Origin of the sequence: Bacillus sp. PK3_68 (assembly GCF_003600835.1) — a bacterium.
Taxonomy (GTDB): Bacteria; Bacillota; Bacilli; order Bacillales; family Domibacillaceae; genus Pseudobacillus.
Genome location: NZ_NQYC01000001.1, coordinates 4301904 through 4327500, shown reverse-complemented (window position 1 = coordinate 4327500; position 25597 = coordinate 4301904). Strand labels below are relative to the sequence as shown.

The following is a 25597-nucleotide window of genomic DNA, read 5'->3' as shown; positions in this document are numbered from 1 at the left end:
CAGTTACAGACCAGAGAGCCGCCTTCGCCACTGGTGTTCCTCCACATCTCTACGCATTTCACCGCTACACGTGGAATTCCGCTCTCCTCTTCTGCACTCAAGCCTCCCAGTTTCCAATGACCCTCCACGGTTGAGCCGTGGGCTTTCACATCAGACTTAAGAAGCCGCCTGCGCGCGCTTTACGCCCAATAATTCCGGACAACGCTTGCCACCTACGTATTACCGCGGCTGCTGGCACGTAGTTAGCCGTGGCTTTCTGGTCAGGTACCGTCAAGGTACCAACAGTTACTTTGGTACTTGTTCTTCCCTGACAACAGAGCTTTACGATCCGAAAACCTTCTTCACTCACGCGGCGTTGCTCCGTCAGACTTTCGTCCATTGCGGAAGATTCCCTACTGCTGCCTCCCGTAGGAGTCTGGGCCGTGTCTCAGTCCCAGTGTGGCCGATCACCCTCTCAGGTCGGCTACGCATCGTCGCCTTGGTGAGCCGTTACCTCACCAACTAGCTAATGCGCCGCGGGTCCATCTGTAAGTGACAGCTAAAAGCCGCCTTTCCATTCTTCTTCATGCGAAGAAAAAGAATATCCGGTATTAGCCCCGGTTTCCCGGAGTTATCCCAGTCTTACAGGCAGGTTACCCACGTGTTACTCACCCGTCCGCCGCTAACTTGAACAGAGCAAGCTCCGTCAAGTCCGCTCGACTTGCATGTATTAGGCACGCCGCCAGCGTTCGTCCTGAGCCAGGATCAAACTCTCCAAAAAGATTGTTTGACTTGCTCATGTTTTAAAAATAAGAATTAACTTACTGGCATGTATTTTGTTCAGTTTTCAAAGATCAATTTCATCTGAGTCGTTTTTAGCGACCTTTTTAATTTAACATTTATCCAACATAATGTCAATGACTTTTAAAAAAATATTTTCTACCAAATCAGCTGCTTTAACAGCAAATAGTAATATACCATTCTCTTAAATACGCAGTCAACAACTTTTTTAAATATCCATATAATAGATTTTTATGGCTGATTTAGAGCAAATGGTAGCAATCATTCCGATAAAGATGGAGCAAAAATCACACAAGCCCTACAAAAAATAGGGCCAATCATTAGTAATATAAAAAGCCCTCCCCCGGTAAATTTATCTTTATAAGCTACTTCGTTTTATTGAAAAAATTCACTATTTATTTTACATGCTTTCATATAAGTAAATGTTGTTCTAATTCCATGCGAAGTGAAGAAGGAATTGCTTCGCTCCGCTGATGTTCTTTATTAAAATTCACATAAACAGTAGAAGAAATTACACACTTTTTCCCTGCCTGCCAAATTTCCTCATACAGCTCCAAGCTAGTATGGCCAACCCTTTTTACCCAACAGCAAACTTCAATATCCACCCCAAAAAAGATTTGCTCCTTGTACTCAATCGTTGTCTTAACAATGATCATTTTCCAATCGTGAAATTTATGATCCGGGTTAAACAAAGCAAAGATTTGATGACGCCCGGCTTCTAGCCAGATTGGAATAGTAGTGTTATTAATATGCCCTACAGCATCTGTTTCAGAAATTCGGGGAGTAAGCGTTGTTGTATACATATTTATCCCTCTTTTATTTATTATTCATTCCTCTACTCGCATTGTCTTACTATGTACCGTTTCATCTTATTGATTTTTAAACTCTGGCTTACGCTTTTTAAAAAATGCTTCCATACCTTCCTGCTTATCTTGAGTAGCAAACAACACCGACTGTGCCAGTTTTTCAATAAGGAGACTATTTTGCAATGCTGCTCGAGATTGAGATTTAATGGCCAATTTTGCAAATTTCGTGGCTACCGGTCCTTTACTTATTATTTTTTAGCTATGTTAAATGTTTCTTTTTCAAGCTCCTGCTGGTTTACTACAGCGCTTACTAAACCCATTTGTTGTGCAGTTGCCGCATCGACCATGTTTCCTGTAAAAATCAAATAAAGTGTGTTTCCGAGTCCTATATGCTGTAATAATCTTTGTGTGCCTCCAGCTCCCGGTATAATGCCAAGATTTAATTCTGGCAACCCGAACTTTGCATTATTTGAAGCGATTCGAATATCACAGGCTAGTGTTAATTCACATCCTCCCCCTAGAGCAAAACCATTTACCATCGCGATAGTCGGTTTTTCAAATGTTTCAAGCTCGTTTAGGAGGTCGTGGATACCTTCATTAGTCATGACGTCAAGATGATCTAAATGTTGAAGTTCTTCTATATCTGCCCCTGCGGCAAATGCTTTGTCTCCGCTACCTTTAATAATGACAACACGCACTTCATCGTCATATTTAAAGGAATAAAGCGCATCACGAATATCGAGAATGCATTCATTATTTAAAGCATTCAAAACCTCCTCTCGATAAATTTCAATAACTCCAATTTGCTCCTGTATGTATACTTGAATGTTTTGATACAAAATAATCCCCCCCTTGATTATTTACTATCGAAATAAAAGTCTTGAGCAGTTTTTCTATCGTAGGATTTCTTTTGCTTTTTAACGGTCTTCTTCGTAATCTGAGTTGTTAGATACAAACCTTTCTTAACCCCTTATTCTAAAATTAACCTTCCAGTATATGCGTTTGTATAAATTTCATAAATATCCTTTTCTGTTAACTTTTTAGGACTTCTTTCTAATAATCGTTCTTGTAAAAGTGCATGTCTTGTTAAATTTTTTAAATCCTTTTCCCTCACTTCATAAGCAGAAAGAGAAAGTGGCAAGCCTGAATCCTTAACCAAATCATATAGCGACTGTACAACTTTTTTGGCATTTTCACGTTCAGATTTCCCAGTTGAATAAGATCCAATTATCTGGCCTACCTCGGCTAACTGCCTCACGCATGACGGCCAAATATTCGCATATACATATGGCAGCAACCCCGCATTCGCTTCTCCATGCGCTACTTTGAACTGTCCTCCTAACGGGTAAGCTAAAGCATGTACTCCTGCTACTCCTGCGTTATAAAAACTTAATCCTGCTTCCAGGCTGCCGAGTGATAATTGTTGACGAGCAAGTCTATCATCCCCATTCCAAACAGCTACTCGGATCCATTGGTAAATCCGCTCTAGCGCATTTTTCGCAAAAGCATTGGATAGCGGATTAGAAAACCTTGAAGTAATGGACTCAATGGCATGAGTAAATGCATCTACAGCACTTGCAGCAGTAGCTTGCTGTGGCAGTGAATATGTTAGTTCGGGATCAACAATTACGTAATCCGCAAGTAAATATTTATGAGTAATAACATCTTTTGTCTCATTCACGCTAAATACCGCAATGTCCGTTACCTCCGCACCCGTTCCAGCGGTAGTAGGAATCAGCACTTTCTTAATGCCTTTTTTTGAAATCTTTCTTTGCTGTGTTAAGTTTAAATACTCCTCTGCCCTTCCTTCGTGAGCAGCCAACACCGCTACCGACTTAGCTAAGTCTAGTGCACTGCCACCGCCTATCCCAATTACAAGGTCATAACGATCTTGGTGTATCTCATCAAGAAATTGTTGCGCTAGTGTTATAGATGGTTCTGGCTCTACTTGATCACAAACTTTTACAGCAATGTTGTTTCTCATAACGATGTCTATTACACTTTTAACAAGCCCTAACTTTAAAACAACAGGATCACAAATTAAAAATACGCTTTTGCTCTTGAGCTCTCGAAAAATCCGTTCGAGCTTTTGTACCGATTTCTCTCCAAAATGGATTTCGATAGGAGAAATAAAGCTATACTGCTTTGGCATAAACTCCCTCACCTCTTTTATCATACGCAACCATTCCAGGATAAAATTTTCTAATAAAGAAACTACAACAAAGCCGTTTCCGTAAGATGGAAGCCACCGACTTTTAGGCTGCCCTTCGCCAATCGCACGAAATCTCCAAGGCAAAGGAGCCACTTTTTATTTCTTCTCTTTTACTAAGCGACTAGCCTATGCACCTTTAATTTAAATACATACGAAAACCGATAACTATTAGCAATATGGATAACATTTGGATAATCATTTTACTTGGCAGTTTCTGGGCTGAAATTACTCCAAGGTGCGCTCCAATGGTCACTCCTATCCCTCCCCAAATAACTATCTCCCAATCTACATGACCATATAAGAATTGAAAGAACCCCCCAACCGAAGAGTATAAACATATAGAAAAGACGGAGGTTGCAGCTGCCTGGTGAGGTGAAATATGAAATAAATAAATTAAGACTGGAACAAGAAGCCAGCCGCCGCCTATTCCCAAATAGCTGGATAATACTCCGATAAAAAACCCCACTGTTAGTAATTGTATAATCATTAAACGAGCGGGGTTTTGCAAGGAAGGCTCCATGCTTTTATTTCGTATAGATAAGTGTTCGGATTTCCCCTTGGAGCTAGCTACTAGAGCTTCTTTTCTGTTGAGTCGAATTGGCACATTTTTAGCTAATAAAAACAAGCCTAATGCAATTAAAATGCTGGCAAAAAGGATATAAAAAAAGTTAGAAGGATAGGATTGCAGGAACCAGACACCCACAATAGAACTAGGCAACGCGCCCATTCCCACAGCAGCCCCTATTCTGTAATGAATCATCTTTTTTTTCGCGTATCCTATTGCTCCGGCTATGGAATTAATACATACCAATACCAAGCCAGAACCTGCTGCAACTGTAGGTTCCATTTGAAAGACAATTAACAGCACGGGAACAAATATAAATCCCCCTCCAGCCCCAACAATTGTTCCATATCCCCCGGCGATGATTCCAATAATGAAAAGCAACAAGCTTGTTGTAGTAACCATATTCTCTCTCCTTAAACAGAGTAAAGATCTAACCAAAACAAAATATTCCGAGAGAGGCAGTCATCATATCGCTTAGTCAAACCTTCTTTTAAGAAACCTCCCCTAGATAGTTAAAATACCTTCTGCAAACATCTTTCTTAATGCCTTTTTATCAATTTTCCCAATCGGTGTTAATGGAAATTTATCAAGAAAATGGACGACTTTAGGTATCATATATTTGGAGGTTCTTTGTTTGCAGAAATCAATTAATTGCTCGCTAGTACAGGTCAATCCTTCTCGCAGTGATACAACTATACATACCGCCTCCCCCAATCTGGGTGGGGAACACCTATACACGCACTTAATGCAATAGAGGGGTGCTGATTCACTACTCGTTCCACTTCTGAAGAATATACGTTCATTCCACCTGTAATGATCATATCTTTCTTCCGATCTACAATATAAAGGTAACCGTTTTCATCCCACCTGCCAATATCTCCGGTGTAGAACCAGCCGTCACGAATGGATTCCTGGGTAAGGTCAGGTCTTTGATAGTAACCCACCATCATCGCTGGTGATTTTACGATAATTTCTCCAAGCTCGAACGGCTTTACGTCGTTTCCTTTATCGTCAATCAGACGAACTTCAGTAAATAGGCATGGCTTCCCACAGCTCTTCAACACCTCTGCATTGTTATGATAAGCCCAAATATGAGCGCTTTTCGATAGTCTTGTAATGACAATATTACATTCTGTCATTCCGTATTGCTGACGCATAATTGGTCCAAATACCTCGAAAGCTTCTTTTAAACGCTTTTGCGAAATTGGTGACGCTCCATAGAAGATGCTGCGCATCGAGCTCATATCATAGTCAATCTTCCTTGCCTGATCGAGAAGCCTATATAACATAGTCGGCACCATAAAGGTGGTCGTAATCTCATGGTCTTTTATGGCTTGTATGAACGTTTCCGCATTAAATGATCGCATCACATAAATATGCACTCCTGACACAAGAGATCTCCAAAGCAACGAACCGGCCGAATGAACAATTGGCGTGCTCAGCAATAATCGGTCCCGGTCATCAAGCGGATCCTCGATAGCAGCGGAAATGATGGCAGCACCCAATCCTTGCTGAGAATGCATTACTCCTTTAGGCGTACCGGTTGTCCCGCCTGTATAGGATAGAAGAGCGATATCTTCTTTCTTAGCAATTGGCAAGTCTACATCTTCGATTTCTTCGGGCCATTGGAACTGTTCAAACCCTTCCGGATAATGATGACCAAATTCAGGAAGGCCAATGATATGAACACCTTCTTCTTTTGCTTCTCCTAAATATTCGAGGAAGGTATCAAAGTGTGTCTGTGCAGCTATTATCACCAGTTTGGGTTTTGTTTCTTTTAAAATAAAATTTATTTCTCGTTTTCCTAGCTTTTCACCTATTGGTATCAAAGTAGCACCACATTGCTGAACAGCCAAACCAAACATCACACTTTCCAAGCTATTTGGAATAATAGTCGCTATGTGAATACCTCTTCCGGCACCTAAGCGAAGTAAGTAAGAAGAAATCCGTTCTATCTTGTTCCATAGCTCTTTATAAGTTATCGTTTCTCCACTCGGTAGCAAAGTAATGGCTGGCAGTTCGCCAAATCGCTTTATTCCTTTATACACCAGTGATTGAAATGTTATCTTATCCCACATTCATTATCCCCTCCATAAAAGAGCTCTTAATTTTTCAATAGTGCCTTAGCAATCGTATTTTTTTGGATTTCTGAGGTTCCACTTAAAATTCGATACATCCGCGCACTTCTATACATTTTTTCTACCGGATGCCCTTTCACTAATCCTTTAGAGCCAAGAATTTGGATAGCTTTATCAGCCACACGACTATTCACCTCTGAAGCAAACAACTTAGCCATAGATGCACCGGCTCTCTCCTCCTCTCCTCTGTCAATTTTTTCAACCACATCATAGACCATACACCTCGCTGCGTAGATCTCCGTTGCCATTTCCGCGAGCATGTGCTGAATTGCTTGAAAATCACTGATAGGCCGTCCGTGTTGCACTCTCGTTTTAGCATGATCAATAGATAAATCGAGAAGACGTTGAGCCATTCCGACAAAACCCGCTGCATGTGAAACGCGATTGGTGTTTATTCTTTTCAATCCGAGCTGCAGCCCTTTTCCTGGTTCTCCGATGATATTAGCGGCAGGTACTCGACATTGCTTGAAAATCAATTCAGCATGTATTCGTTCTCCTGATAGGGGAACTTGAATATCTCCCAGTTCAAACCCTGAATGCTGGGATGTTTTTTTATCTATCAAGAAAGCGGTAATCCTTGCTTTTTCTCCTTCCTGCAATTCTTTGGCTATGACAATAGCAAAGTCAGCATAAGGAGCTGCACTAATAAAGTGCTTCTTCCCATTTACTATATAATCGCCACCGTCCCTGACAGCTGTTGTTTCAATAGCAAAAGCATCCGATCCAGCATTTGGTTCTGTCAGTGCAAAACAGCAGCTAGCTTCTCCAGATACGACGGGCAACACATATTTTTCGATCTGCTCTTTTGTAAAGCTTTCCAACATCTGGCCGATTCTTAGTGGTCCACCAATCTCGCCAATCACTTGCCCCCATAAAACAGCTCCAGAACGCGCCAATTCTTCCTTAAGCATACATAACCCTCTTAAACTAACATTCTGCCCTCCATACTTTTCAGGAAGATTAATGCCGTAAAAGCCCAATTCCCTTGATCGCTTTCTTACCCACTGAATAGCCTCCATCGGAATATCCTCTTCAGCATTTAACCCTTGCTTCTTTTCATATGGAAGCAATTCATTTTGAATAAAATGCTGCAACTTTGTTTGAAGTATCTCTAATTCTTCTTCCCGCGTCGTTAACATAGGCTTCCCCTTTCGATTTTTATTTTGTAGAATCTACCAACTATTTAAAAGTTTTAAATATTATAATAATTAATTTTAAATATAAATTTCATTTAAGTAAAATAACAAAATATGATAAGTACATAAAAAATATTGATGAAAGATAAAAAAATATTAGTTTCCCTTCAACATAGGAAACTAATATTTAAGAGTAGTATAAAATTCGAGACATTTGATAAATTCCTTAGCAGCCTTTGAAAAATATTGCTTCTTCGAGCGAACGTAGCCCAGTTCCATTGAATTGTTTTCTAGATTTATTAAAGGAATAGCTACCAGTTCTCCGCCTAGAAAATAGGGATCACTATTCATTCCAATATCATAAGAAAAGGAAATGGCTAATCCCTCAGCGACTGTTTTTTTGATAATCTCTGTATTATTTGTGAAAAACAAAACATTCATTTCGCCGTAACGAGCAAAAAATTCTTTAATAAACCTTTTCATTTTTGGTCCATTGTAGACGACTAAGTCTTCGTTCAGCAGTTCTTCGGGGCTTATACTTTTTCGGCCTGCTAAAGAAGAGTTCCTGCTGACTGACACAATTACTTTCGCTTCCATTAAAGGTTGAAATTCCAACTCACTTTCCTTTGGTTTAAGCGGTGGAATATTTAATAGGCCGATGTCAATTTTATCATTTAATACATCTTCGATGATTTCTTGTCCCCCTTTTTCTTCAATCATAATTTTTACTTCAGGGTACTTTTTTTTAAATAAGGCTAAGGATTTGGGCAAAATCGTAAGAAATAAACCTTGTGTGGATGATAGACGCAGCTCTTTTTCCATTGTATCCGAGTGCATTTGCGCACTGTCTCTAATTTCCTCCAGCTTGCTCAATACCTCATGAGCTTTTTGGATAATTTCTTTTCCGTCTTCTGTAGGTATGGTTCCTAATCGTGATCGCTTGAAGATTTTGATACCTAATTCATTTTCGAGACTTGTAATAGCCATGCTGATTCCAGACTGAGAAATGTGGAGTTTTTCTGAAGCTGTGGAAATTGAATTTACCTCGGCTACCTTTATAATGTATTCTAATTGTTCAATATTCATGGCTCATTCTCCTTCTATCCTGCTACCAATATCATATCTCTAACGGAAAACCCTTTCAATTTTAGAGAAGAAGATTAGAACAGTTTAAACCATCTACGCTAAATAGGATACTCTTTCTAGTTTTATACTATGGTAGTTGTTTTTTCGTATGGTTTTGCCGGTTGAGTTGGATTGTTTTTGATAGATATGGCCACTGCTGTTCCGAGTAACGCTACGATCATTAAAAACCAAAAAGCTGCATTGTAGGAGTTATTAAATAGATGAATAATTAGGCCAATAGCCAAAGGCGAAACACCACCGGCAATTTGCCCGGCAAAAGTTACAAGTCCAGAGGCAGAACCGGTAACTTCTTTCGGAGCATATTTTATAATAATTGTATAAAGAACGGTTCCAAAGAAAGAGAGCGCTATGGAGTTAAGAGTAAGATAGGTGATGATAAGTGCTATAGATGTGGCGTTAGACATTAAATAGAGAAAAATTGCCGATAATAAGGCGCCTGCAGCAGCAAGATATTTTTCACGATTAGCCATATATTTATCCAGCAGCCACCCGCTGACATTAAACATTAAAAACCCAAAAATATAAGGAATCGCCAACAATCCCCCGGCGGCTACCAACTCGACCCCTTTTTCCTTAACTAAATAGATAGGCATCCATGATATTAGACCATAGTTAATAATATTACATAGAAATTTGAACGTAATGAGTTTCCAAATATTTTCGGTTTTAAACAATAACTTAATAGAAACTTTATTTTGTATTTTATTGAATTGCTTAACCTCTTTTGTGCTTTGAGGCTTGAGAACAAACCAAATACCAAAAGAAATTAAAATCCCTAAAACCCCCGCAATAGTAAACATGCCTCTCCAGCCGAACGCAGCTACCATGGAAGCAGCAAGAGCAGTACCTAATATTCCCCCAATATTTTGAGCAGACAAGAAAAAGGAATTGGCCCGGCCCCGTTCTTCTTCTGGAAAGTTCTCTCTTATCGTGGACATACTGGCTGGATAGAAAGGCCCCTCTCCTAATCCGAACAGAAAACGAACGAATAATAAAGATAGAAATGACCACGCAAACCCTGTCATCATCGTGAATACAGACCAGCTAAATAAAGAGACCGTAATCATCACTCGAGCTCCATATTTATCGGTCATCCACCCACCAAGCAGCTGCATTAGAGAATAACTAACAAAAAATATGCTGATTAGCAAACCCGTTTGAGACGTATTGAGATGGAACTCATCTGTAATAGGAATAATACCGACATTTATGGCCACTCGATCAAAAAAGCTTAAAATCATCCCAATAAATAAGAGACCACTGATAATAAATTTTCGTTTCTTGCTTACATACAACTGCATTCCTCATCCCTCCAGTTTTAAAGACTTCTATCTATATTGGCAACGCGCTGTTTCAAGCCTTCACAGGAAGCGCTTACAATTGCTTTCAAATTGTCAAAGGTTGAATATTTTTTCACCTTATTGATTTTCAATTCTGTTATCAAGCAGGATGATTTAATTAAAGAACGGTGAGTGGATTTATGAAAACAGGGATGGATGGCTGCAGAATTAACGATTAAATTCAAGCCCACGAGGTTAAGAATTAAACTCGCGGGAATCAATAGTGGTCATCCATCCTTTTTACCGAATGTAAGCTATTTTTTATAAATAATCTAAAGCAGCCGCCATCATGGGGTAACGATATTAACTTTAGGGTGAAATTGATCGAGTAAAGACAAGAAATTTTCGAAGCGTTCCTTACTGCCAGAAACAGAAACCTTCTCCGCTTTTTCCATTTCAGACAAATTCTCTCTCCCTAAAGCAATCATGTAGAAGGTTACTCTATCTAACACTAATGTTGTATCAGGTTTGGATGCTGTTTTCTCCTTTTTGAAATTTAACACGGAGTTTTCTAGATTCATTACATAGTTAACTTGTGAATCTGTAAATGTAATGTTAAACGTCATATTTTTATTTTCTGCTTTTGTTCCATTTAATTTAATAGACAAAAATTTAAGAAAATCATCCACTGGCATATTGAGCAGTGTATCCAGATTCATCATTCCACCCGTTCCCTTCGAGTCTGCTACACCATTCCTTAACTCCTCGGCGCCGGTAAGATAGAAATTACGCCAAACAGAGGATTCAGCCATATATCCTAGCTGCTCATAAGCTTTAGCCAATAAATTTTTTGCCTCTATATTATTGGGATTCGCCATGACTACATGCTTTAAGACTTGAGCTACCCAGCGGTATTCTCCTTTTTTATAGTCAAGTTTTGCCTGCTTAAGAACCTTCTTTTCCCCGCCCATATATTGCACATATTTCTCCCCCGATTCCTCTTGAGATAAGGGGTCTAAGTCGGACGGATTACCGTTGAAATATCCTAAATAATAGTTATATACGGCCTTAACATTATGTTTCATCGTTCCATAATAACCTCGATTAGCCCAGGCTTTGTCTAACTTTTCAGGAAGCTTTAGCTTTTCGGCAATTTCATCCGGCGTAAAGCCCAAATTAGCCAATCGGATAGTTTGGTCATGAATATACTTGTATAAATCACGTTGGCTTTTCAACTGTTCTAAAATGCGCTCTTTATTCCATACAGGCCAAGAGTGAGCGGTAACCATAGCCTCTATATCTTTACTTCCGTATAGGTCCACTGTTTTGTCCAATGCTTCTACCCATTTTAAGGCATCTCTCGTTTTAGCCCCTCTTAATGTGTAAATATTGTGTAATGTATGTCCTGTGTTTTCGGCTATCACCAGCGTTTTATAGTCATGAATATAATAATGCATTTCGGATGGAGCTTCTGAGTCCAGAGTCAACAGAAATTCAAACGTTATTCCGTCTATCTCTACCGTTTGAATATCTTTCTTTACTTCCATTGTTGGAGGCAAATAACTAAAAGTTCCGTTACTTAGCCCCGGGCCAATACCGGAAGTAACGAACCCTTTTTCACCAGCAGACAAAAGGTTGCCAAACATATAACCTGCACGCCGAGACATGATATTACCTAAGAGAACATTTTCACTCAGCGCTTCTTCGTTAAATTTTGCTGGGACAATAATAGGCACTTTTGCTGGATTTTCCGCGTATTGGGCAATGCCTTTTATACCGCCAAAGTGATCCGCATGACTATGACTGATAACAATGGCACTTACTGTTTTCTTGGGGCGATGCTCGAAATACAGTTCCATGGCTGCCTTAGCTGTTTCAATTGTAGAAAGCGCATCCAAAACGATTAATCCGGTTTTTCCTTCCACAATGGTAAGCACCGATAAATCCTGTCCCCGAACTTGATAAACGCCATCCACTACTTTAAATAAGCCTGAAATATTTTGTAATTGAGCCTGTCTCCACAAGCTCGGATTTACGGTAGAGCTCGCTGGCTGGTTCTCTTTAATAAATGAATATTGATTGCTGTCCCATACTACGTTACCTTTTGAGTTTTTAATAGGATTCTTATTTAAAGGTGCAATAAATCCTTTATGTGCATTCTTAAAATCTTCCTTATCCGCAAAATCCAACTGTTTATAAACGCCCTTATTTGCTAAAATAGTTGAATGAGTTGCCGGCAGCGGCTGATCAGATGCAGCCTTTATAACGGAAGATCCGGCTAATAAAACCAAAACAATTGGAACGGAAACAATCCCCTTGACAAAAGATTTTCCAAGCATTTTATTCCCCTTTCTTGTTTAATCAACAAGCACCTCTTTGTTCTTTTAAACGCAAAGTTGTTTTTAGACTATTCTAATAATTTTAACTAATTTTATAATTGAATTACCCTTAAGTAAAATTACTATTTTTAATGGTGACTTCAGTTTTACTGATACATGAGCTAAATATATCTGTCAGAACTCATGCTTATTAATGAAGTGAATAGCTGATTGCATCTCCGCTTAAGGTGTCGCCCAAAATAACACTCTCAACAAATTCAGCCTTAAGGTTTGTCCCCCTTAAGGCTTTCATCAAAGTTTTTGCTCTGAACGCATGAATTATGATGATCGCGTTCCTCTTCATTTTGCCTATCTCTTCCTTGCCTTTATCACTTCAACTCACTCCACCACAAGCGCTGGATTAATAGTTTGAGCGAACACATTTATGCTTTTTCTAACCCTTCTTCTTTTTTAGGAGAATAACTGATTCCCACAAATACCAGAATGATTCCAAGCAGCTGGTAAGCATCCGGACGATAGTGTAAAAGGGTTACATCAAGCAAGATGGCAACAACCGGATCTACAAAGACTAAAAGAGCGATGGTTTGAGCCTTTAATTCACGCAAACTACTGAAAAATAAGTAAAACACAAATCCAGTATGAATAAATCCTGTCACAAGGATATAACACCAGTTTATGAAGGTAAGAGGTATAAAACTTGTCCAATCTACTAACGGCATCAACAATAAAACACCTAAACTTGTTTGAATAACCGTTGTTGACACTGGACTAAGTACTTGAATTCCCTTTCCCGTAATGGAAGTAAGGGCGTAGAAAAAAGCCGCTGCAAATGCCCATAAAATACCGGTAGCGAAGAAACCATCAAGAGTAGTATGTTGATGGATTCCTCCAACTAATAATGTGCCAAAAAAGCAAACAAAGAAAAAGAGCAATCCTATTTTAGTTATTTTTTCTTTAAAAATAACAGAGCCTAAAAGGAGCACAATAACCGGTGCTAAATGATAAATGGACACTGCTACAGTAATAGGCATCAATTCTAAAGAACGAAAGAAAAAGACCCAATTTATGATAAGAAATAGCCCGCATAATAAGGCAAGTAGATACTCTCGACGAGGGATAGGCTCTTGCTTTTGTTGTTTTGTTTTTCGTTTGCTAAAAACCCATATTGCTCCTAAAAGAATGCTTGCACAAAGACAACGCACAAAAACTAACTCTATCGAGTGCAGACCAGTTTTTTCTGAAAATAGACCAATTGAACCAAATATAGCCATAGAGCTGGCAAACTTTAATTTTGCATACATCTAATCCGTCCCTTAAGTCGTTATAAGCATAACGACTATTATTTTTGTGATAAAAAAACAGCTTTATGTTAAGCTGTTTTTTCCTGTCATTACATGAATCAAATCCTCTCGCGATTTCCACAGCGCTTCTAGCTTTTCAGGGCCGAACGCATTTGTGACTTCTTCCACCATAATGTCATGCCGAATATATTCGGTAGCTACAAGAACAAGAGCAGGATCTGTCGACTTCACCGCCCACTCTGAACCTTTGTCGCTAAACTTAGCAATGAGAGCTTCCTCTTCATCTCGAATGAGAATAGTTAAATAGCCATTCATGCGTTTACTGACAATGCCTGGAGCCATATAGTTATGGTGATACGTGTGTCCTAATGTCTTATTTTCCGCCCCAAACAAAACCGTAAAAATCGGTATCGTTCCTTCTTTCTCCCGAACAGCCTTTTCAATCTCTTTCACAAGTGGAGCCCAGATGGACAGCCAGATCTCTTTTTCGCTGATTGAATCATCGAAAGCATTTCTTGAACGATATGCTCGTATTGGACAATTCTAGTGACCACATCCATCTTTTGGTCACTCTCTAACACTGCAAGAGAAGACTCTAACCATTCAAACGATGTATTCATCTCTTCTTTCAGACGAGAAAGCAACCGTTTCGGATCAACAGGTTGATAGACAACGGGATCCGAAGGAACTGTTTGAACAGCTCCTTTATCAAGTAATTTCCCCAACACCTCATAAATCATTGACCGCGGAACGCCCGAACGCTTACTTAATTCATAGCCAGTTATCGCAGGTGATTTCAATAAGCCTATATAGGCCTTACACTCATATTTTGAAAATCCGAGCTTTTGCAATTCAACAATCGCTTTTTCTTCCATAAACCCTCCCGTTAGTAGTTAGTCTTAAAACTACTATAAATTCTTTATACAGAAAAGTCTATAGTTTCAGATAGTTAATTGATTCTTTATCCAAAACGGTTGTACTTTCTAATAAGGTTTGATGAAGAAACTATTATGAATATGGATAAAAGAACGCAAGAAAAAAAGCGTATGTTGAAAAAAGCTGGCTCAAAATACGCTTTAGTCCTATATAATTGCTTGATTCTTTTATTAAAAAAGATAAATTATTTCATTTAGTAAAAAATCCATACAGACTTTATTAAACATCATAAGCCATTGGAGAACAGGTTAGAAGAACACATTAAGGCTTCTCTCCAATTTCAGAGAATTTCTTCTCATCAATCCTAGTATTAGGAATAAAAATTCTATCATAGAATTTACAATGACTTGTCTATCAAATGAGAGGGGAAAGCGACTAGATGTTCTCACATACACAAAGAGAAGGAAAAATTTATATATTAATCATTTTTTTATTTCTTTATATAAATGTCTTAGTGACATTTAGTTTTATCTACTTCCTCTTAGATCTCTTGGGTTTAGGATCATTAATCGCCCCCTTTCCATTCAACGATCATAAGAAACTACTCTTGGAAAAATTATTGAACTCCCTGCAATTAAGTGCAACGACCTTATTCTACGGTGTCTATGGAGGCATCGTTCCAATTGGCTGGTCTAGATTGGTCGCTTTTTTTGAGGGGAGCGTTGGATTTTTATTACCGGCACTTATACTGATAAAGTATGTGCCGCTGGAAGATGGTCAGTTGGAACGAAGCAAGTTACCAAAAGCCGAGCGAATGATGCATGCCTTGTTTGTTGCGTTAGGTGCTTTTTTTGTATCTCTCGGATTAAAGATTTTTTTAGTGCCGAATCATATTATTGATGGTGGGATCGTCGGTATTTCAATCATTATATCCTATTTAACAGATTTGAAATTAGAATTGCTTCTATTGATTTTAAACCTTCCTTTTCTATATCTAGGCTATAAAAAAATCGGCAAAAAATTTGTACTAACAACCTTATTAGGGATAGGTATATTATCGTTCGGAACGTTTTTTCTTTACAATGTACCTGTTCCAACTGAAAATCTATTGTTAGCATCGGTTCTGGGAGGAACCTTCCTAGGGATTGGTGTTGGAGTAGTAATCCGGTACGGTGGATCTCTTGATGGGACAGAAATTTTGGGGATTTTGCTTAACCAAAGAATCTCTTTTTCTATTGGCAAGATCATTATGTTTATAAATTTCTTCATTTTTTGCAGTGCAGGTTTTATCTTCAGCTGGGATAGAGCGTTATATTCATTAATAGCCTATTACATTGCATCTAAAATGATGGATGTAATCATTGAAAGGTTTTAATCCACATATGATCACAGGTACGGGCTGCAAGAAATTAAAATTTGAAGTGAAGTCATATTAATATTAAACAGCTATTTAAAAAACCATGCAATCAGGAGATCATTTTTTAAATAACTGTTTGGTATTAACATGATTGTATTAGCTTTAATACACTTCTCTTTAAAATTTGCAATATAAGCCTTTTTCTTCTTTTATGTCCGGTTAATTACACAACCGTTCAGCTAAAAGAGGGAGAAGGATGCACACGCTCTTACTTATGTGTGCTGTTTGTCTGAAAGGAATGATGGGAAAAATTTATTTTAGTCCCATTCTTCTTCTGCAAACTCGTTATTGATGATGACACCCGCTTCATATCCCTGACTAGCAGCGCCAATCAGACTCGTAAATGTGTTTTTGGCATCACCGATAACGAATAGCCCTTTGACATTTGTCTGCCCGTGTTCATCAGTTTCATATTCTCCCTTTTCATTTAGCGGAACACCTAGCGTGGCAGGAATCATAGAAGCTTGCTTTTCCCCAGTCGTTGTCATGAATCCCCTTTTCTTGGGATCGACTCTCCATTTTCCAAAATGACCCGTTCCATTTTTCCATTGCTCGATGTGATTGCTCGGATCGGAGACTCTTTTAATTGGATGTGGTGCTGCACAAGCTGCTGCTTTTCTTCATCACTGATATTGGCCTCTCCATTTGTAAATACAATTAGATCTTTGCTCCAGTTATAAATAATTTTTATAAAAGGCATCAATGCTTTCCCATTGCCGATTACAGCGAGCGATTCATTCTTCCGTTCCCACCCGTCACAATAAGGGCAATGAAATAATGTTTTCCCGTACACTTCCTTTATTCCTGGAATATCTGGCAAATGATCTTTCATCCCCATAGCAGCGATCACCTTTCTGCTCAATACGGTGTTCCCCTTTTTTGTTTTTATGACAAAAACTCCATTGTTTTTATTAATACTTTCAACAACGTCTTTCCATATCTGGACATTAGGATACGCCTTCATTTGTTCATGAGCTGCTTCTCTAATTTCAGAGGGACTTACTCCGTCTCTCGTTAAGAATCCATGTGCTTTAACGGTTACCTGGTTTCTCGGCTTTCCCTCATCGATTACTATTACTTTCTTTAAGGATCTTCCTAATACGAGAGCTGCGCTTAACCCGCCTGGGCCTCCGCCTAAAATGGCTACATCTATCACTCCACTAATCATAATTCCCTCCTGCTGATTCCACTGTTATTTCTTGACATCATTCATTTCCCTTTCATAAAAAGAAGAAACATGCAAATTTTCTCCTCCCATAGAAGGCGAAAGAAATGATAAAACGGCATTCTTTTGATGAATTTTACGAGTGTTTTCAATTTGTTTTTTATTTTCACAGTGAATACAAGCACTAGCGTTTCCTATTTACATGGTTTTTAATAGAAGTATTTTGAAATATTATTTGAATTTTTCACATAAATATTTTTGCCAATATTATTGATTGTTCTGTAATCGCGGAAACTCTTTTGTCTTTAAAAACCACGCGGCAAAGAATAAAAATACCTGTTGAAAGCAAGTATTCTTGTGCTCAATTTTTCCTCTCAATCTCTCCCTTTGACAAAGTAATAAAGGAACCAAACAGCGTGGTTTTGTTCATCTGCTGCTGCTCTGCGAAACGTTTCCTTGATATATTGGCTAGGTGCTTCGTCCGCAATGTCTAAATAAAAATCCACTGTTTCTTGTTCATCTTTTAAAGCGAATTCCAGACCTTTAATATATTTGTTAGGGCAGCGTTCTAAAAGCTGCGGTTGTGGTTGACGCCCGGTTAATTGAATATACATTTGCATGAATTGCTGGAAATGCCTTTTTTCATCTCGACGAATTTCAAGAATTTGTTTTTTTACTCCCTTACTTGGAGCCATTTCCGCCAGCTTTGCATAGCATTGAATGGCCGTATATTCTCCATTGATCGCCTTTTCAACATTGGCAATCAACTGATTAGTTTGCCTGCTTACAACAGAGTAATGATACGCATTATGCATATGCTTCCCCCCTATCCCCTTCACTTTATCTTACGGAAAACAAAACAGAGAGGTGCAACATTTAACGTTCCGCTCGTTTCTTCTATAAATATGAAAACCTCTTGTTTGAATTTAAAACCCCATTTACACTTTCATACCCATATGGGTATAATGGTTTTAACCAGCTCAATAGTTTGTAATAAATAATCTCTATTGCTAAGCATTTATAACCATAGAAAACAGTCTTTCAAAAAAGTGTCCTTATGAAAAAATATCCTTTCCAAGAGGTGAGTAATTTGAATACGATTGGCATAAAGGAAAACCTTCTGCCATTTTCATTATTAATCGTTATTAATTTATTTGTAGGCTCCATGGTCGGCCTTGAAAGAACCATTCTTCCTCTCATAGGGGAAGAGCAATTTGGCATTGCTTCAGCCAGTGCCGCCCTGTCTTTTATTATCAGCTTTGGATTTTCGAAAGCGATTGTTAACTTCTTTGCCGGAAATTTAGCAGACCGGATCGGAAGAAGACAAGTGCTGTTAATAGGCTGGTTTATTGGATTATTCGTTCCATTAATCATTATTTTTGCTCAATTTTGGTGGATGATTGTATTTGCTAACATCCTGTTAGGAATTAATCAAGGACTCACATGGTCCATGACCGTAAATATGAAGATTGATTTGTCAAAAAAGACACAGCGTGGCTTAGCCATCGGATTAAATGAATTTGCCGGTTACATTGGGGTGGCCTTGTTTGCTATGATTTCAGGATACACGGCATCCAACTATTCTTTGCGCCCCGAACCATTTTACATTGGCATCGGTATTGCCGTTTTTGGCTTTTTGCTTTCATTAGTGACAACTGACACAGAAAAACATATTAAAAATTTAAAGATAGACGATGTACAAACAAATAATTTAAAAACTGTGTTTTGGAAAACAACTTGGAAAGATAAGAATTTATCAAGTGCCAGTTTTGCTGGATTGGCAACCAATTTAAAAGATGGTATGGCCTGGGGATTATTTCCGTTATTTTTTTCTTCAAGGGGATTGAGCATCGGACAGATTGGATTAATTACGGCTATTTATCCCGCAGCATGGGGAGTTTTTCAGCTTTTTACAGGGGCCTTGAGTGATCGGATTGGCCGTAAATGGTTAATTACCGTCGGCATGTGGCTGCAGGCTTTTTCTCTTTGGTCACTCCTCTTCATCGATACCTATTCCTTATGGATTATAGGAGCAGCCTTGTTAGGAATTGGAACAGCTATGGTCTATCCAACTTTGATAGCATCCATCAGCGACATTGTCCCTTCAAGCTGGAGAGCTACCTCTACAGGTATTTATCGTTTCTGGCGTGACAGCGGTTATGTCTTTGGCGCACTGATGGCCGGTATCATTTCTGATAGGCTAAATGTAAGCTGGGCGATTGGTTTAGTGGCATGCTTGCCTTTAGCAGCAGGTATGATCACAGCTATGAGGATGAATGAGACATTGAGGAATACCAAAGAAAATTTCTAAACGCCATAGTTAATTATAAATATATTATGTAAAGTTGAACGTTAATAAAAAGGACGCAAATCTGCGTCCTTTTTATTAACCATTGATCTGTCCGTTTTCACGGTCGCTTGCTTCATCTTTAATTTCCGCCCGCATTCCCGCAATACTTTCTCTTCGGCGTGCGTTCTTCTCTTCAATCGCTTCACGCTGTTCCGCTTCAGCATTCATCATTGTTTCTTCTGCTCTTTCCATGTTTCCGATTGTATTTTCTACCATCTCCTGCAATCTTTCCACATTGTTTGATCTGTCATCTGGTTTTGGTCTGTTGTTCATCCCATAATCCTCCTTTTGGTGATTGTACATACAGTAGCTTCTCCTATTTAGAGGATCTTTAATGTGGTAATTTGTGGGCTGTTTGAATTGCACACATCATGACATTTATTTTTATGATGATTCTTTAAAAGATAACTGTTGATATTGATTAAACAAAGCCGGATAAACAAGTCTTGCCAAAATTATGCTGGTTAAAGCTGCTGTTGCTAAAGAAGAAAAGACAATAATTAGCTGAAAACGAACGGCCTGAACCGGATCAGCACCCGCAATAATTTGTCCTGTCATCATCCCTGGCAACTGTACAAGCCCAATGGTTTTTGCGCTGTCAATGCTGGGAATCATGCTGGCACGGACCGCATCTTTTAAAATCATCTGTACCGCTTGTTTAGGTGTGCCTCCGAGCGAAAGAATAACATTTATTTCCGCTTTTCTTGAAATAATTTCGGCTTTCATCCTGTTCAGTAATAAGCTCGCTATGATCATCGAACTCCCGATGATCATCCCGCTAAATGGGATAACGTACCTTGGGGCTGGCGGAATAATCTTCAACCCAATTAAAAACAGCATGGACACTGCCTCAATAACAAACAAAGTCATAACTATTCGCCAGCTGATCCCCGGAATCTCGGCCTTTCGTTTGACAATATTGAGAGTAGCAACGGCAATCATTAAAACAATCATAATAAGCATAAAAACAGGGTTATCTGCAGAAAAGATAAAGGTTAGAACGTAACCGATGGCCATTAACTGAATAGCAGAGCGGGCAGCTGCAATAATGATGTCCTTCTCTAATCCAAGCTTTAATCCGCTTGACAGTAGGACAGCCACCCCAACAAATATAACGGCTAAAGATAGTGTAAACAAACTCATGTTATGCTCTGCCTCCACTTAGTTCGCCCCGTAAAAATCGGCGTGTTAACTCTTCTTTTGGCTGATGGAAAAATGACTCTGTATCTGCCTTTTCAATCAGCTGCCCCTCTACAAGCAGCCACGTGTAGTGTCCAATTCTTCGTGCCTGCTCTAGATCATGAGTCACCCATAAGATCGTTTTGTGCTCATCTTTATGTATTTTCATTATTAATTCTTCTATCTCTCTGGCTGCTGAAGGGTCTAAAGCCGAAGTAATTTCATCGAGCATTAATATAGAAGATTCATTTACAAGCGTTCTTGCAAGTGCCACTCTTTGTTTCTGGCCTCCTGAAATTTCCTCTGCGCTTCTTTGCAGTAAATCTTTTGAAAGACCTACATAACGAAGCAATTCTTCAGGAGAGGAGAGCGCAGTACCATGAATTCGCGCTGCCAGTAGCAAATTGTCATGCACTGTTCCTGGGATCATCGGGGCTGTCTGAAAAGCCAGCGCTGCCTGTTGTCGCAGCTTATTCACATCCCAGTTTCTTACTTCTCTTCCCTGTATCCATACTTCCCCCTCATCCGGAGTCAGCAACAGATTGCAAAGAGACAGAAGCGTGCTTTTCCCTGAACCAGAAGGCCCCACCAGCGTAATAATCGCTCCTTCGGGTACCTCTGCTGTCACATTCTTTAGTACCATGCGTTTTTCTTTGCCATTTACCTGAAACTTTCCAGCCTGTTTGAATTGAATCATCGTCTTTAATTGAACCATATTATTCCTTGTTCCATTCCCTCCTCAGTGATCCTTATATTATATAAGTTCTTTTCCATTATATAGCCTTAGTCTCAAAAAGGCTGTCCAAAAATTGCGATACGCAATTTTTGAGACAGCCTCTCATTGAATCCGTTTTGCTTGTATGACCAGACGATACTTTGATGAATGTTGCGGATGACAAGTTACCAGTGACAGCAGCGACTTTCCCCTTTGCGCCTGCAGTACGTTTACCTCTTCAGGTGCAACAATTTTCTTATCAAATACTTTAAACATCATTTGTCGATCTTCTGTCTCCAGTTTGACTAAGCTGCCGCTCTTCAGTTCCTCTAGTCTGTTAAAAAACTTGCCAAACACAGCGGAGCGGTGCCCTGCAATAGCAAAGCTTCCATCTTGCTTTCCGGGTTCATCTAAACGATAAACATTATTTATTAAAACATACACATTCTTACCTGTTCTCTCTACAAGAGAGAATGAGGCACCATATACTGGTGTAGCTTTTTGATAAATTCCAGGCAAAAATATAGACATATGATTGCTACTATTTATACAATTCCTTATAAATCATCTATAGATGATTTAAATCTTTTTACCCACTTCTAGCCATTTACCAAGCAAGCATCATAGTCATATTTCTTTAATTTGACAAAATATATATTACTTTTTACCTATTTATATATAATTTCAAATACTTATAATAGATATATATATTATTTAGGGAGTTGAATTGAGTGGAAGCTAAGTCCAGTTTAATGAAAAAGCTTTTTCCGCTGTTCGCCTTAATCGCCATCGCTGTAGCAGCGATTTCCTGGTCATTGAAAGACGTTGATAAGGCAGTCACTATTTCCTTCTCGTCAATGGAAAAGATTATACAGGAACAAAAAGGAGCTCCTGTTTCTTTACAAGAAAAGCCTGACGGCGCTCTTTATCTCACTACTAAAGATCACCAATACGTCTCCTATACTTCTCCCGGAAGCACTTCGGTAGACCGATTGGTTGAAACCTATAATATTCGTTATTCTTACTCAAATAAAGGGCCCTATGACAATTTAATAATCGGGGGTGTGCTATTAGTAATCGTCGCTGCTGCTGCTGTTCTTTATAAAAAGGGACGAAGCGGTACCACTTCTTCAACAAAAGCGATGAAAAACAGTTTATCGAAAGCGATCCCCCTTCCTTCCATCACGTTAAATGATGTAGGTGGACTATCAGCAGAAATGAAAGCGGAGATTAAGCAAACCTTGTCTATCCTAAAAAATCCTGAGCGTTCCGCTGAAATTGGCGTCAAAGCTCCAAGAGGCATCTTGTTATACGGGCCTCCTGGAACTGGTAAAACATTGCTCGCTCAAGCGATTGCAAAAGAACTGAATGCCAACTTCTTTTCAGCAAGCGGATCGGCTTTTACCGAGTTATTTGTTGGGGTTGGAGCTTCTCGTGTCCGCAGTTTATTCGAACAAGCAAGAAAACAAAAACCAGCCGTGATTTTCATCGATGAAGTGGATGCTCTAGCCGGCCGCCGCAAGGCTCATGGCGGAGAGGAATCTGAAAAGACGCTAACCGAACTTCTTGTTCAACTCGATGGCGGCCATTCCAATGATGATATCCTGTTTATAGCTGCTACCAACAGAAAAGACATGCTTGATGAAGCCTTCCTTCGTCCCGGACGGATTGATTTCTCTTTCCTCGTTCCATTGCCGGACACAAAAGGCAGACGAGAAATTATCGACATTCACATTAAAGGAAAAAAACTCGCTGAAAATGTGCTCTCCTCACTCGGTGATTTAGCAGAAAGTACGTCTGGGTTTTCAGGTGCGGAGTTAAGTTCACTATTTGAGACGGCTAGCCGAAGTGCGATTCGTAACAACCGCAGCATCATCGAAAAGAGCGATCTTGATTATGCGTTAGATCGTACAATTCTTGGAAGCACTTCACGTACGCTGCAAGACCCTGAAACAAAGCGCCGGGTAGCGATTCATGAAGCAGGCCATGCTTTAGTTGCTGCAGCTACCAAACCGGGGTCGGTAAGAAAAGCCACTATTATTCCAAGAGGACAGGCGCTCGGTTATGTCGCTCCTATCCCAAAAGAATTGCACCTATCCACCGCCAGTGAGCTGCTTGATCAAGTCGCCATGATTCTGTCAGGCGGCACAGCAGAACGAAAATTTCTTGGTGAGCATAGCATCGGAGTCAGTGGTGACGTTCAGCAGGCCAAACAAATCATTGAACAAATGGTAGATATGGGTGTGCTGCAAGATGGCTTTACATTAACCTTTGTTAAAATGGAACGGGAAACAAAAATGCAACAGTTATTTGACAAAGCTCTCTCTATTTCAGAACAATTGATTGCAGAACGCGAAGAACAATTCCATCAATTAGTAGACGCTTTACTAAAGAAAGAAACATTAGAAGGCTGGGAAGTAGAACAAATCGTCAATGGTGTGCCCGCCTCTGATGATAAGGAATTGGTGCTTGCTTAGGTCTTCCTTCTAGAAATAAACAATAAAAACCTGGATCGACAAACGATCCAGGTTTTTATTGTTTAAATTCCGCTTCAGTAGAACAGGCTTGTCCTAGATATCTTTTACTTTTTCCGGATTGGGAATGGGCGATATCATAGTTATTTCTTCTTCTCTGTTCTTCTCCCTTCTTCTTCTTACTACAAAGAAAGAAGAAATAACTATGATGCTAAATAGAGATGTAAAAATAAACTGCGGCCGTTGCGAATCAACAATTGCCATTAAAATGAGCACAAAAATCATTGCAAAGATGGTCGCATAGGTTAAATATGGGAAAAGCCACATTTTCACTTTTAGAACTCCAGGGTTTTCTTTTTCTGCCCTTTTTCTCAGACGCAAATGAGAAATGGCAATGACTAGGTAGACAAGAATTCCGACGCCTCCGGAAGAATTTACCAAAAAGAAAAATATTTTATCTGGGGAGGTATAACTAAATATCGTGCTGATGAAAGCAAATAACGTGCTTCCTACAACAGCAAAAACAGGCACTCCATTTTTACTTATCTTTGCAAATAATTTTGGAGCATCCCCTTTTTGAGCGAGCGAATATAGCATACGGGAGCTCGTGTACAGCCCAGAATTTAAGCAGGAAAGCAAAGCTGTCAAAACCACTATGTTCATAATAAGAGCGGCATAAGGAATTCCCATCATTTCAAGAACAGAAACAAAAGGGCTTTTTAGTAATGTCGCTGAACTCCAAGGCAAGATGGTCACCAATACAGCAATGGAACCAATATAGAAAATCAGGATACGCCATACTACACTATTTAATGCTTTTCTCACAGATTTCACTGGATCAGACGTTTCACCCGCTGCAATAGCTGGGATTTCCACACCTACGAAAGCATGAAAAACAATGGCAATACCAACAATGACCGACTCAATTCCGTTAGGTATGAAACCGCCTATATTTAACAGGTTAGATGTGCCCGGCGGTTTAATATTTGGCACAAACCCAAGAATAACTGCTGCTCCTAAACCTAAAAATAAAATAATGCTTACTATCTTAATGATGGAAAACCAATATTCAAATTCACCAAATGATTTCACAGAGAAAATATTAGTAAGTTTCAATAAAACAATTAAAGCAAGACTTATTAGCCACACCGGCACAGAAGGAAGCCACTCGTGGATAATCGCTGCGCCAGCGACTGCCTCTAAGGCAATAACAATCACCCAGAAGAACCAGTATAACCAACCTGTCGTATAACCTGCCCACTCTCCAATCCCTTCTCTTGCATACACAGCAAACGATCCTGTGCTCGGGTTCACTGTAGCCATTTCTCCTAGCATTCTCATGACTAGAACGACGATGAGACCTGCCAGTGCATAAGATACAATCGCCCCTGGTCCAGTTTTACCAATGATAATGCCGCTCCCCACAAATAATCCGGCACCAATAACTCCACTTAGAGATATCATGGTTAAATGTCTTTGTTTAAGGCCCGCTTTTAATTCTTCTTGTTGATGCTCCAAGTTATCCACCAACTTTCAATATTTTTCCGTGAATGCTTATTAGTAAGCGTTTACAAACAGGTTTAGTAAGTTTTTGACTAAAACCCAGCTTAGCATATTGTTTATTTCCCCTTTTACTAGGTGAATCTGTCTTTTGAAAGACAGCAAGCAACGGTAATAGTTTAAATAACCTTTTTTAAACTAGAGAAAACATTTTTTTA

General features: G+C 39.3%; 21 protein-coding genes, 1 rRNA gene and 2 pseudogenes (1 of these 24 running past the window's edge). 3 read left to right on the top strand and 21 right to left on the bottom strand.

Annotated elements, in window-relative coordinates:
* From CJ483_RS21645 to CJ483_RS21585, 13 genes and pseudogenes are all read right to left on the bottom strand, one after another.
* A 16S ribosomal RNA gene (locus CJ483_RS21645) occupies nt 1-760 on the bottom strand; it reaches 794 nt to the left of the window's first position.
* A gap of 430 nt (nt 761-1190) precedes the next feature.
* The gene (locus CJ483_RS21640; protein ID WP_120037519.1) at nt 1191-1583 is read right to left on the bottom strand and encodes an acyl-CoA thioesterase; all 393 of its coding nucleotides are present in this window, start codon (nt 1581-1583) and stop codon (nt 1191-1193) included.
* A 66-nt stretch (nt 1584-1649) separates the two neighbouring features.
* Nucleotides 1650-2356, bottom strand: a pseudogene (locus CJ483_RS21635) (enoyl-CoA hydratase/isomerase family protein).
* Between the two features lie 200 nt (nt 2357-2556).
* Nucleotides 2557-3882 (bottom strand): iron-containing alcohol dehydrogenase, encoded by a 1326-nt coding sequence (locus CJ483_RS21630; RefSeq protein ID WP_259455743.1) that lies wholly within the window; start codon nt 3880-3882, stop codon nt 2557-2559.
* A 52-nt stretch (nt 3883-3934) separates the two neighbouring features.
* Complete coding sequence (locus CJ483_RS21625; protein ID WP_120037517.1) at nt 3935-4765, bottom strand: sulfite exporter TauE/SafE family protein; 831 nt, start codon at nt 4763-4765, stop codon at nt 3935-3937.
* 102 nt (nt 4766-4867) lie between these two features.
* Entirely contained in the window at nt 4868-5101 is a 234-nt protein-coding gene (locus CJ483_RS25870; protein WP_481747726.1) for an AMP-binding enzyme, read from the bottom strand.
* The gene (locus tag CJ483_RS21615) at nt 5056-6441 is read right to left on the bottom strand and encodes a class I adenylate-forming enzyme family protein (RefSeq protein WP_120037513.1); all 1386 of its coding nucleotides are present in this window, start codon (nt 6439-6441) and stop codon (nt 5056-5058) included. Before CJ483_RS21615 ends, CJ483_RS25870 begins: the two co-directional genes overlap by 46 nt.
* 26 nt (nt 6442-6467) lie before the next feature.
* On the bottom strand, nt 6468-7640 hold the full coding sequence (locus CJ483_RS21610) for an acyl-CoA dehydrogenase family protein (protein WP_120037510.1): 1173 nt from the start codon (nt 7638-7640) through the stop codon (nt 6468-6470).
* A 177-nt stretch (nt 7641-7817) separates the two neighbouring features.
* Entirely contained in the window at nt 7818-8723 is a 906-nt protein-coding gene (locus CJ483_RS21605) for a LysR family transcriptional regulator (protein WP_120037508.1), read from the bottom strand.
* Between the two features lie 122 nt (nt 8724-8845).
* Nucleotides 8846-10084 carry an MFS transporter gene (locus CJ483_RS21600; protein WP_120037506.1) on the bottom strand — a complete coding sequence of 413 codons (1239 nt, stop codon included), beginning with the start codon at nt 10082-10084 and terminating at the stop codon, nt 8846-8848.
* Between the two features lie 326 nt (nt 10085-10410).
* Nucleotides 10411-12402: an alkyl/aryl-sulfatase gene (locus CJ483_RS21595; RefSeq protein ID WP_120037504.1), complete on the bottom strand. Its 1992-nt coding sequence runs from the start codon at nt 12400-12402 to the stop codon at nt 10411-10413.
* 422 nt (nt 12403-12824) lie between these two features.
* On the bottom strand, nt 12825-13703 hold the full coding sequence (locus CJ483_RS21590) for a DMT family transporter (RefSeq protein WP_120037502.1): 879 nt from the start codon (nt 13701-13703) through the stop codon (nt 12825-12827).
* 63 nt (nt 13704-13766) lie between these two features.
* Nucleotides 13767-14578 (bottom strand): annotated as a pseudogene (locus CJ483_RS21585) (TrmB family transcriptional regulator).
* Nucleotides 14579-15186: 608 nt separating this feature from the next.
* Between CJ483_RS21585 and CJ483_RS21580 the strand changes: the two are divergent.
* Nucleotides 15187-15954 (top strand): YitT family protein, encoded by a 768-nt coding sequence (locus tag CJ483_RS21580; protein ID WP_259455742.1) that lies wholly within the window; start codon nt 15187-15189, stop codon nt 15952-15954.
* Nucleotides 15955-16253: 299 nt separating this feature from the next.
* Here the strand turns inward: CJ483_RS21580 and CJ483_RS25210 are convergent, their stop codons facing one another.
* The 3 genes from CJ483_RS25210 to CJ483_RS21570 all read right to left on the bottom strand — a co-directional run bounded on the left by CJ483_RS25210 (nt 16254) and on the right by CJ483_RS21570 (nt 17976).
* Complete coding sequence (locus CJ483_RS25210) at nt 16254-16484, bottom strand: FAD-dependent oxidoreductase (RefSeq protein WP_259455741.1); 231 nt, start codon at nt 16482-16484, stop codon at nt 16254-16256.
* Entirely contained in the window at nt 16481-17164 is a 684-nt protein-coding gene (locus tag CJ483_RS21575; protein WP_259455740.1) for an NAD(P)/FAD-dependent oxidoreductase, read from the bottom strand. Before CJ483_RS21575 ends, CJ483_RS25210 begins: the two co-directional genes overlap by 4 nt.
* Nucleotides 17165-17535: 371 nt before the next feature.
* Complete coding sequence (locus tag CJ483_RS21570; protein WP_120037500.1) at nt 17536-17976, bottom strand: ferritin-like domain-containing protein; 441 nt, start codon at nt 17974-17976, stop codon at nt 17536-17538.
* Between the two features lie 242 nt (nt 17977-18218).
* On the opposite strand from CJ483_RS21570, the gene CJ483_RS21565 reads away from it, so the two are divergent.
* Nucleotides 18219-19472, top strand: a complete 1254-nt coding sequence (locus CJ483_RS21565; protein WP_182917126.1) for an MFS transporter — start codon at nt 18219-18221, stop codon at nt 19470-19472.
* A 75-nt stretch (nt 19473-19547) separates the two neighbouring features.
* Here the strand turns inward: CJ483_RS21565 and tlp are convergent, their stop codons facing one another.
* The 4 genes from tlp to CJ483_RS21545 form a co-directional block, all read right to left on the bottom strand.
* On the bottom strand, nt 19548-19784 hold the full coding sequence (gene tlp / locus CJ483_RS21560) for a small acid-soluble spore protein Tlp (protein ID WP_120038209.1): 237 nt from the start codon (nt 19782-19784) through the stop codon (nt 19548-19550).
* A gap of 111 nt (nt 19785-19895) precedes the next feature.
* Complete coding sequence (locus CJ483_RS21555) at nt 19896-20654, bottom strand: ABC transporter permease (RefSeq protein ID WP_120037498.1); 759 nt, start codon at nt 20652-20654, stop codon at nt 19896-19898.
* A 1-nt stretch (nt 20655) separates the two neighbouring features.
* Entirely contained in the window at nt 20656-21405 is a 750-nt protein-coding gene (locus CJ483_RS21550) for an ABC transporter ATP-binding protein (protein WP_259455739.1), read from the bottom strand.
* A gap of 123 nt (nt 21406-21528) precedes the next feature.
* The gene (locus CJ483_RS21545) at nt 21529-21936 is read right to left on the bottom strand and encodes a sortase (RefSeq protein ID WP_120037496.1); all 408 of its coding nucleotides are present in this window, start codon (nt 21934-21936) and stop codon (nt 21529-21531) included.
* 200 nt (nt 21937-22136) lie between these two features.
* Between CJ483_RS21545 and CJ483_RS21540 the strand changes: the two genes are divergently transcribed.
* The gene (locus tag CJ483_RS21540) at nt 22137-23882 is read left to right on the top strand and encodes an AAA family ATPase (protein WP_481747725.1); all 1746 of its coding nucleotides are present in this window, start codon (nt 22137-22139) and stop codon (nt 23880-23882) included.
* Nucleotides 23883-23975: 93 nt separating this feature from the next.
* Here the strand turns inward: CJ483_RS21540 and CJ483_RS21535 are convergent, their stop codons facing one another.
* The gene (locus tag CJ483_RS21535; protein WP_481747724.1) at nt 23976-25397 is read right to left on the bottom strand and encodes an amino acid permease; all 1422 of its coding nucleotides are present in this window, start codon (nt 25395-25397) and stop codon (nt 23976-23978) included.
* Between the last annotated feature and the right edge of the window lie 200 nt (nt 25398-25597).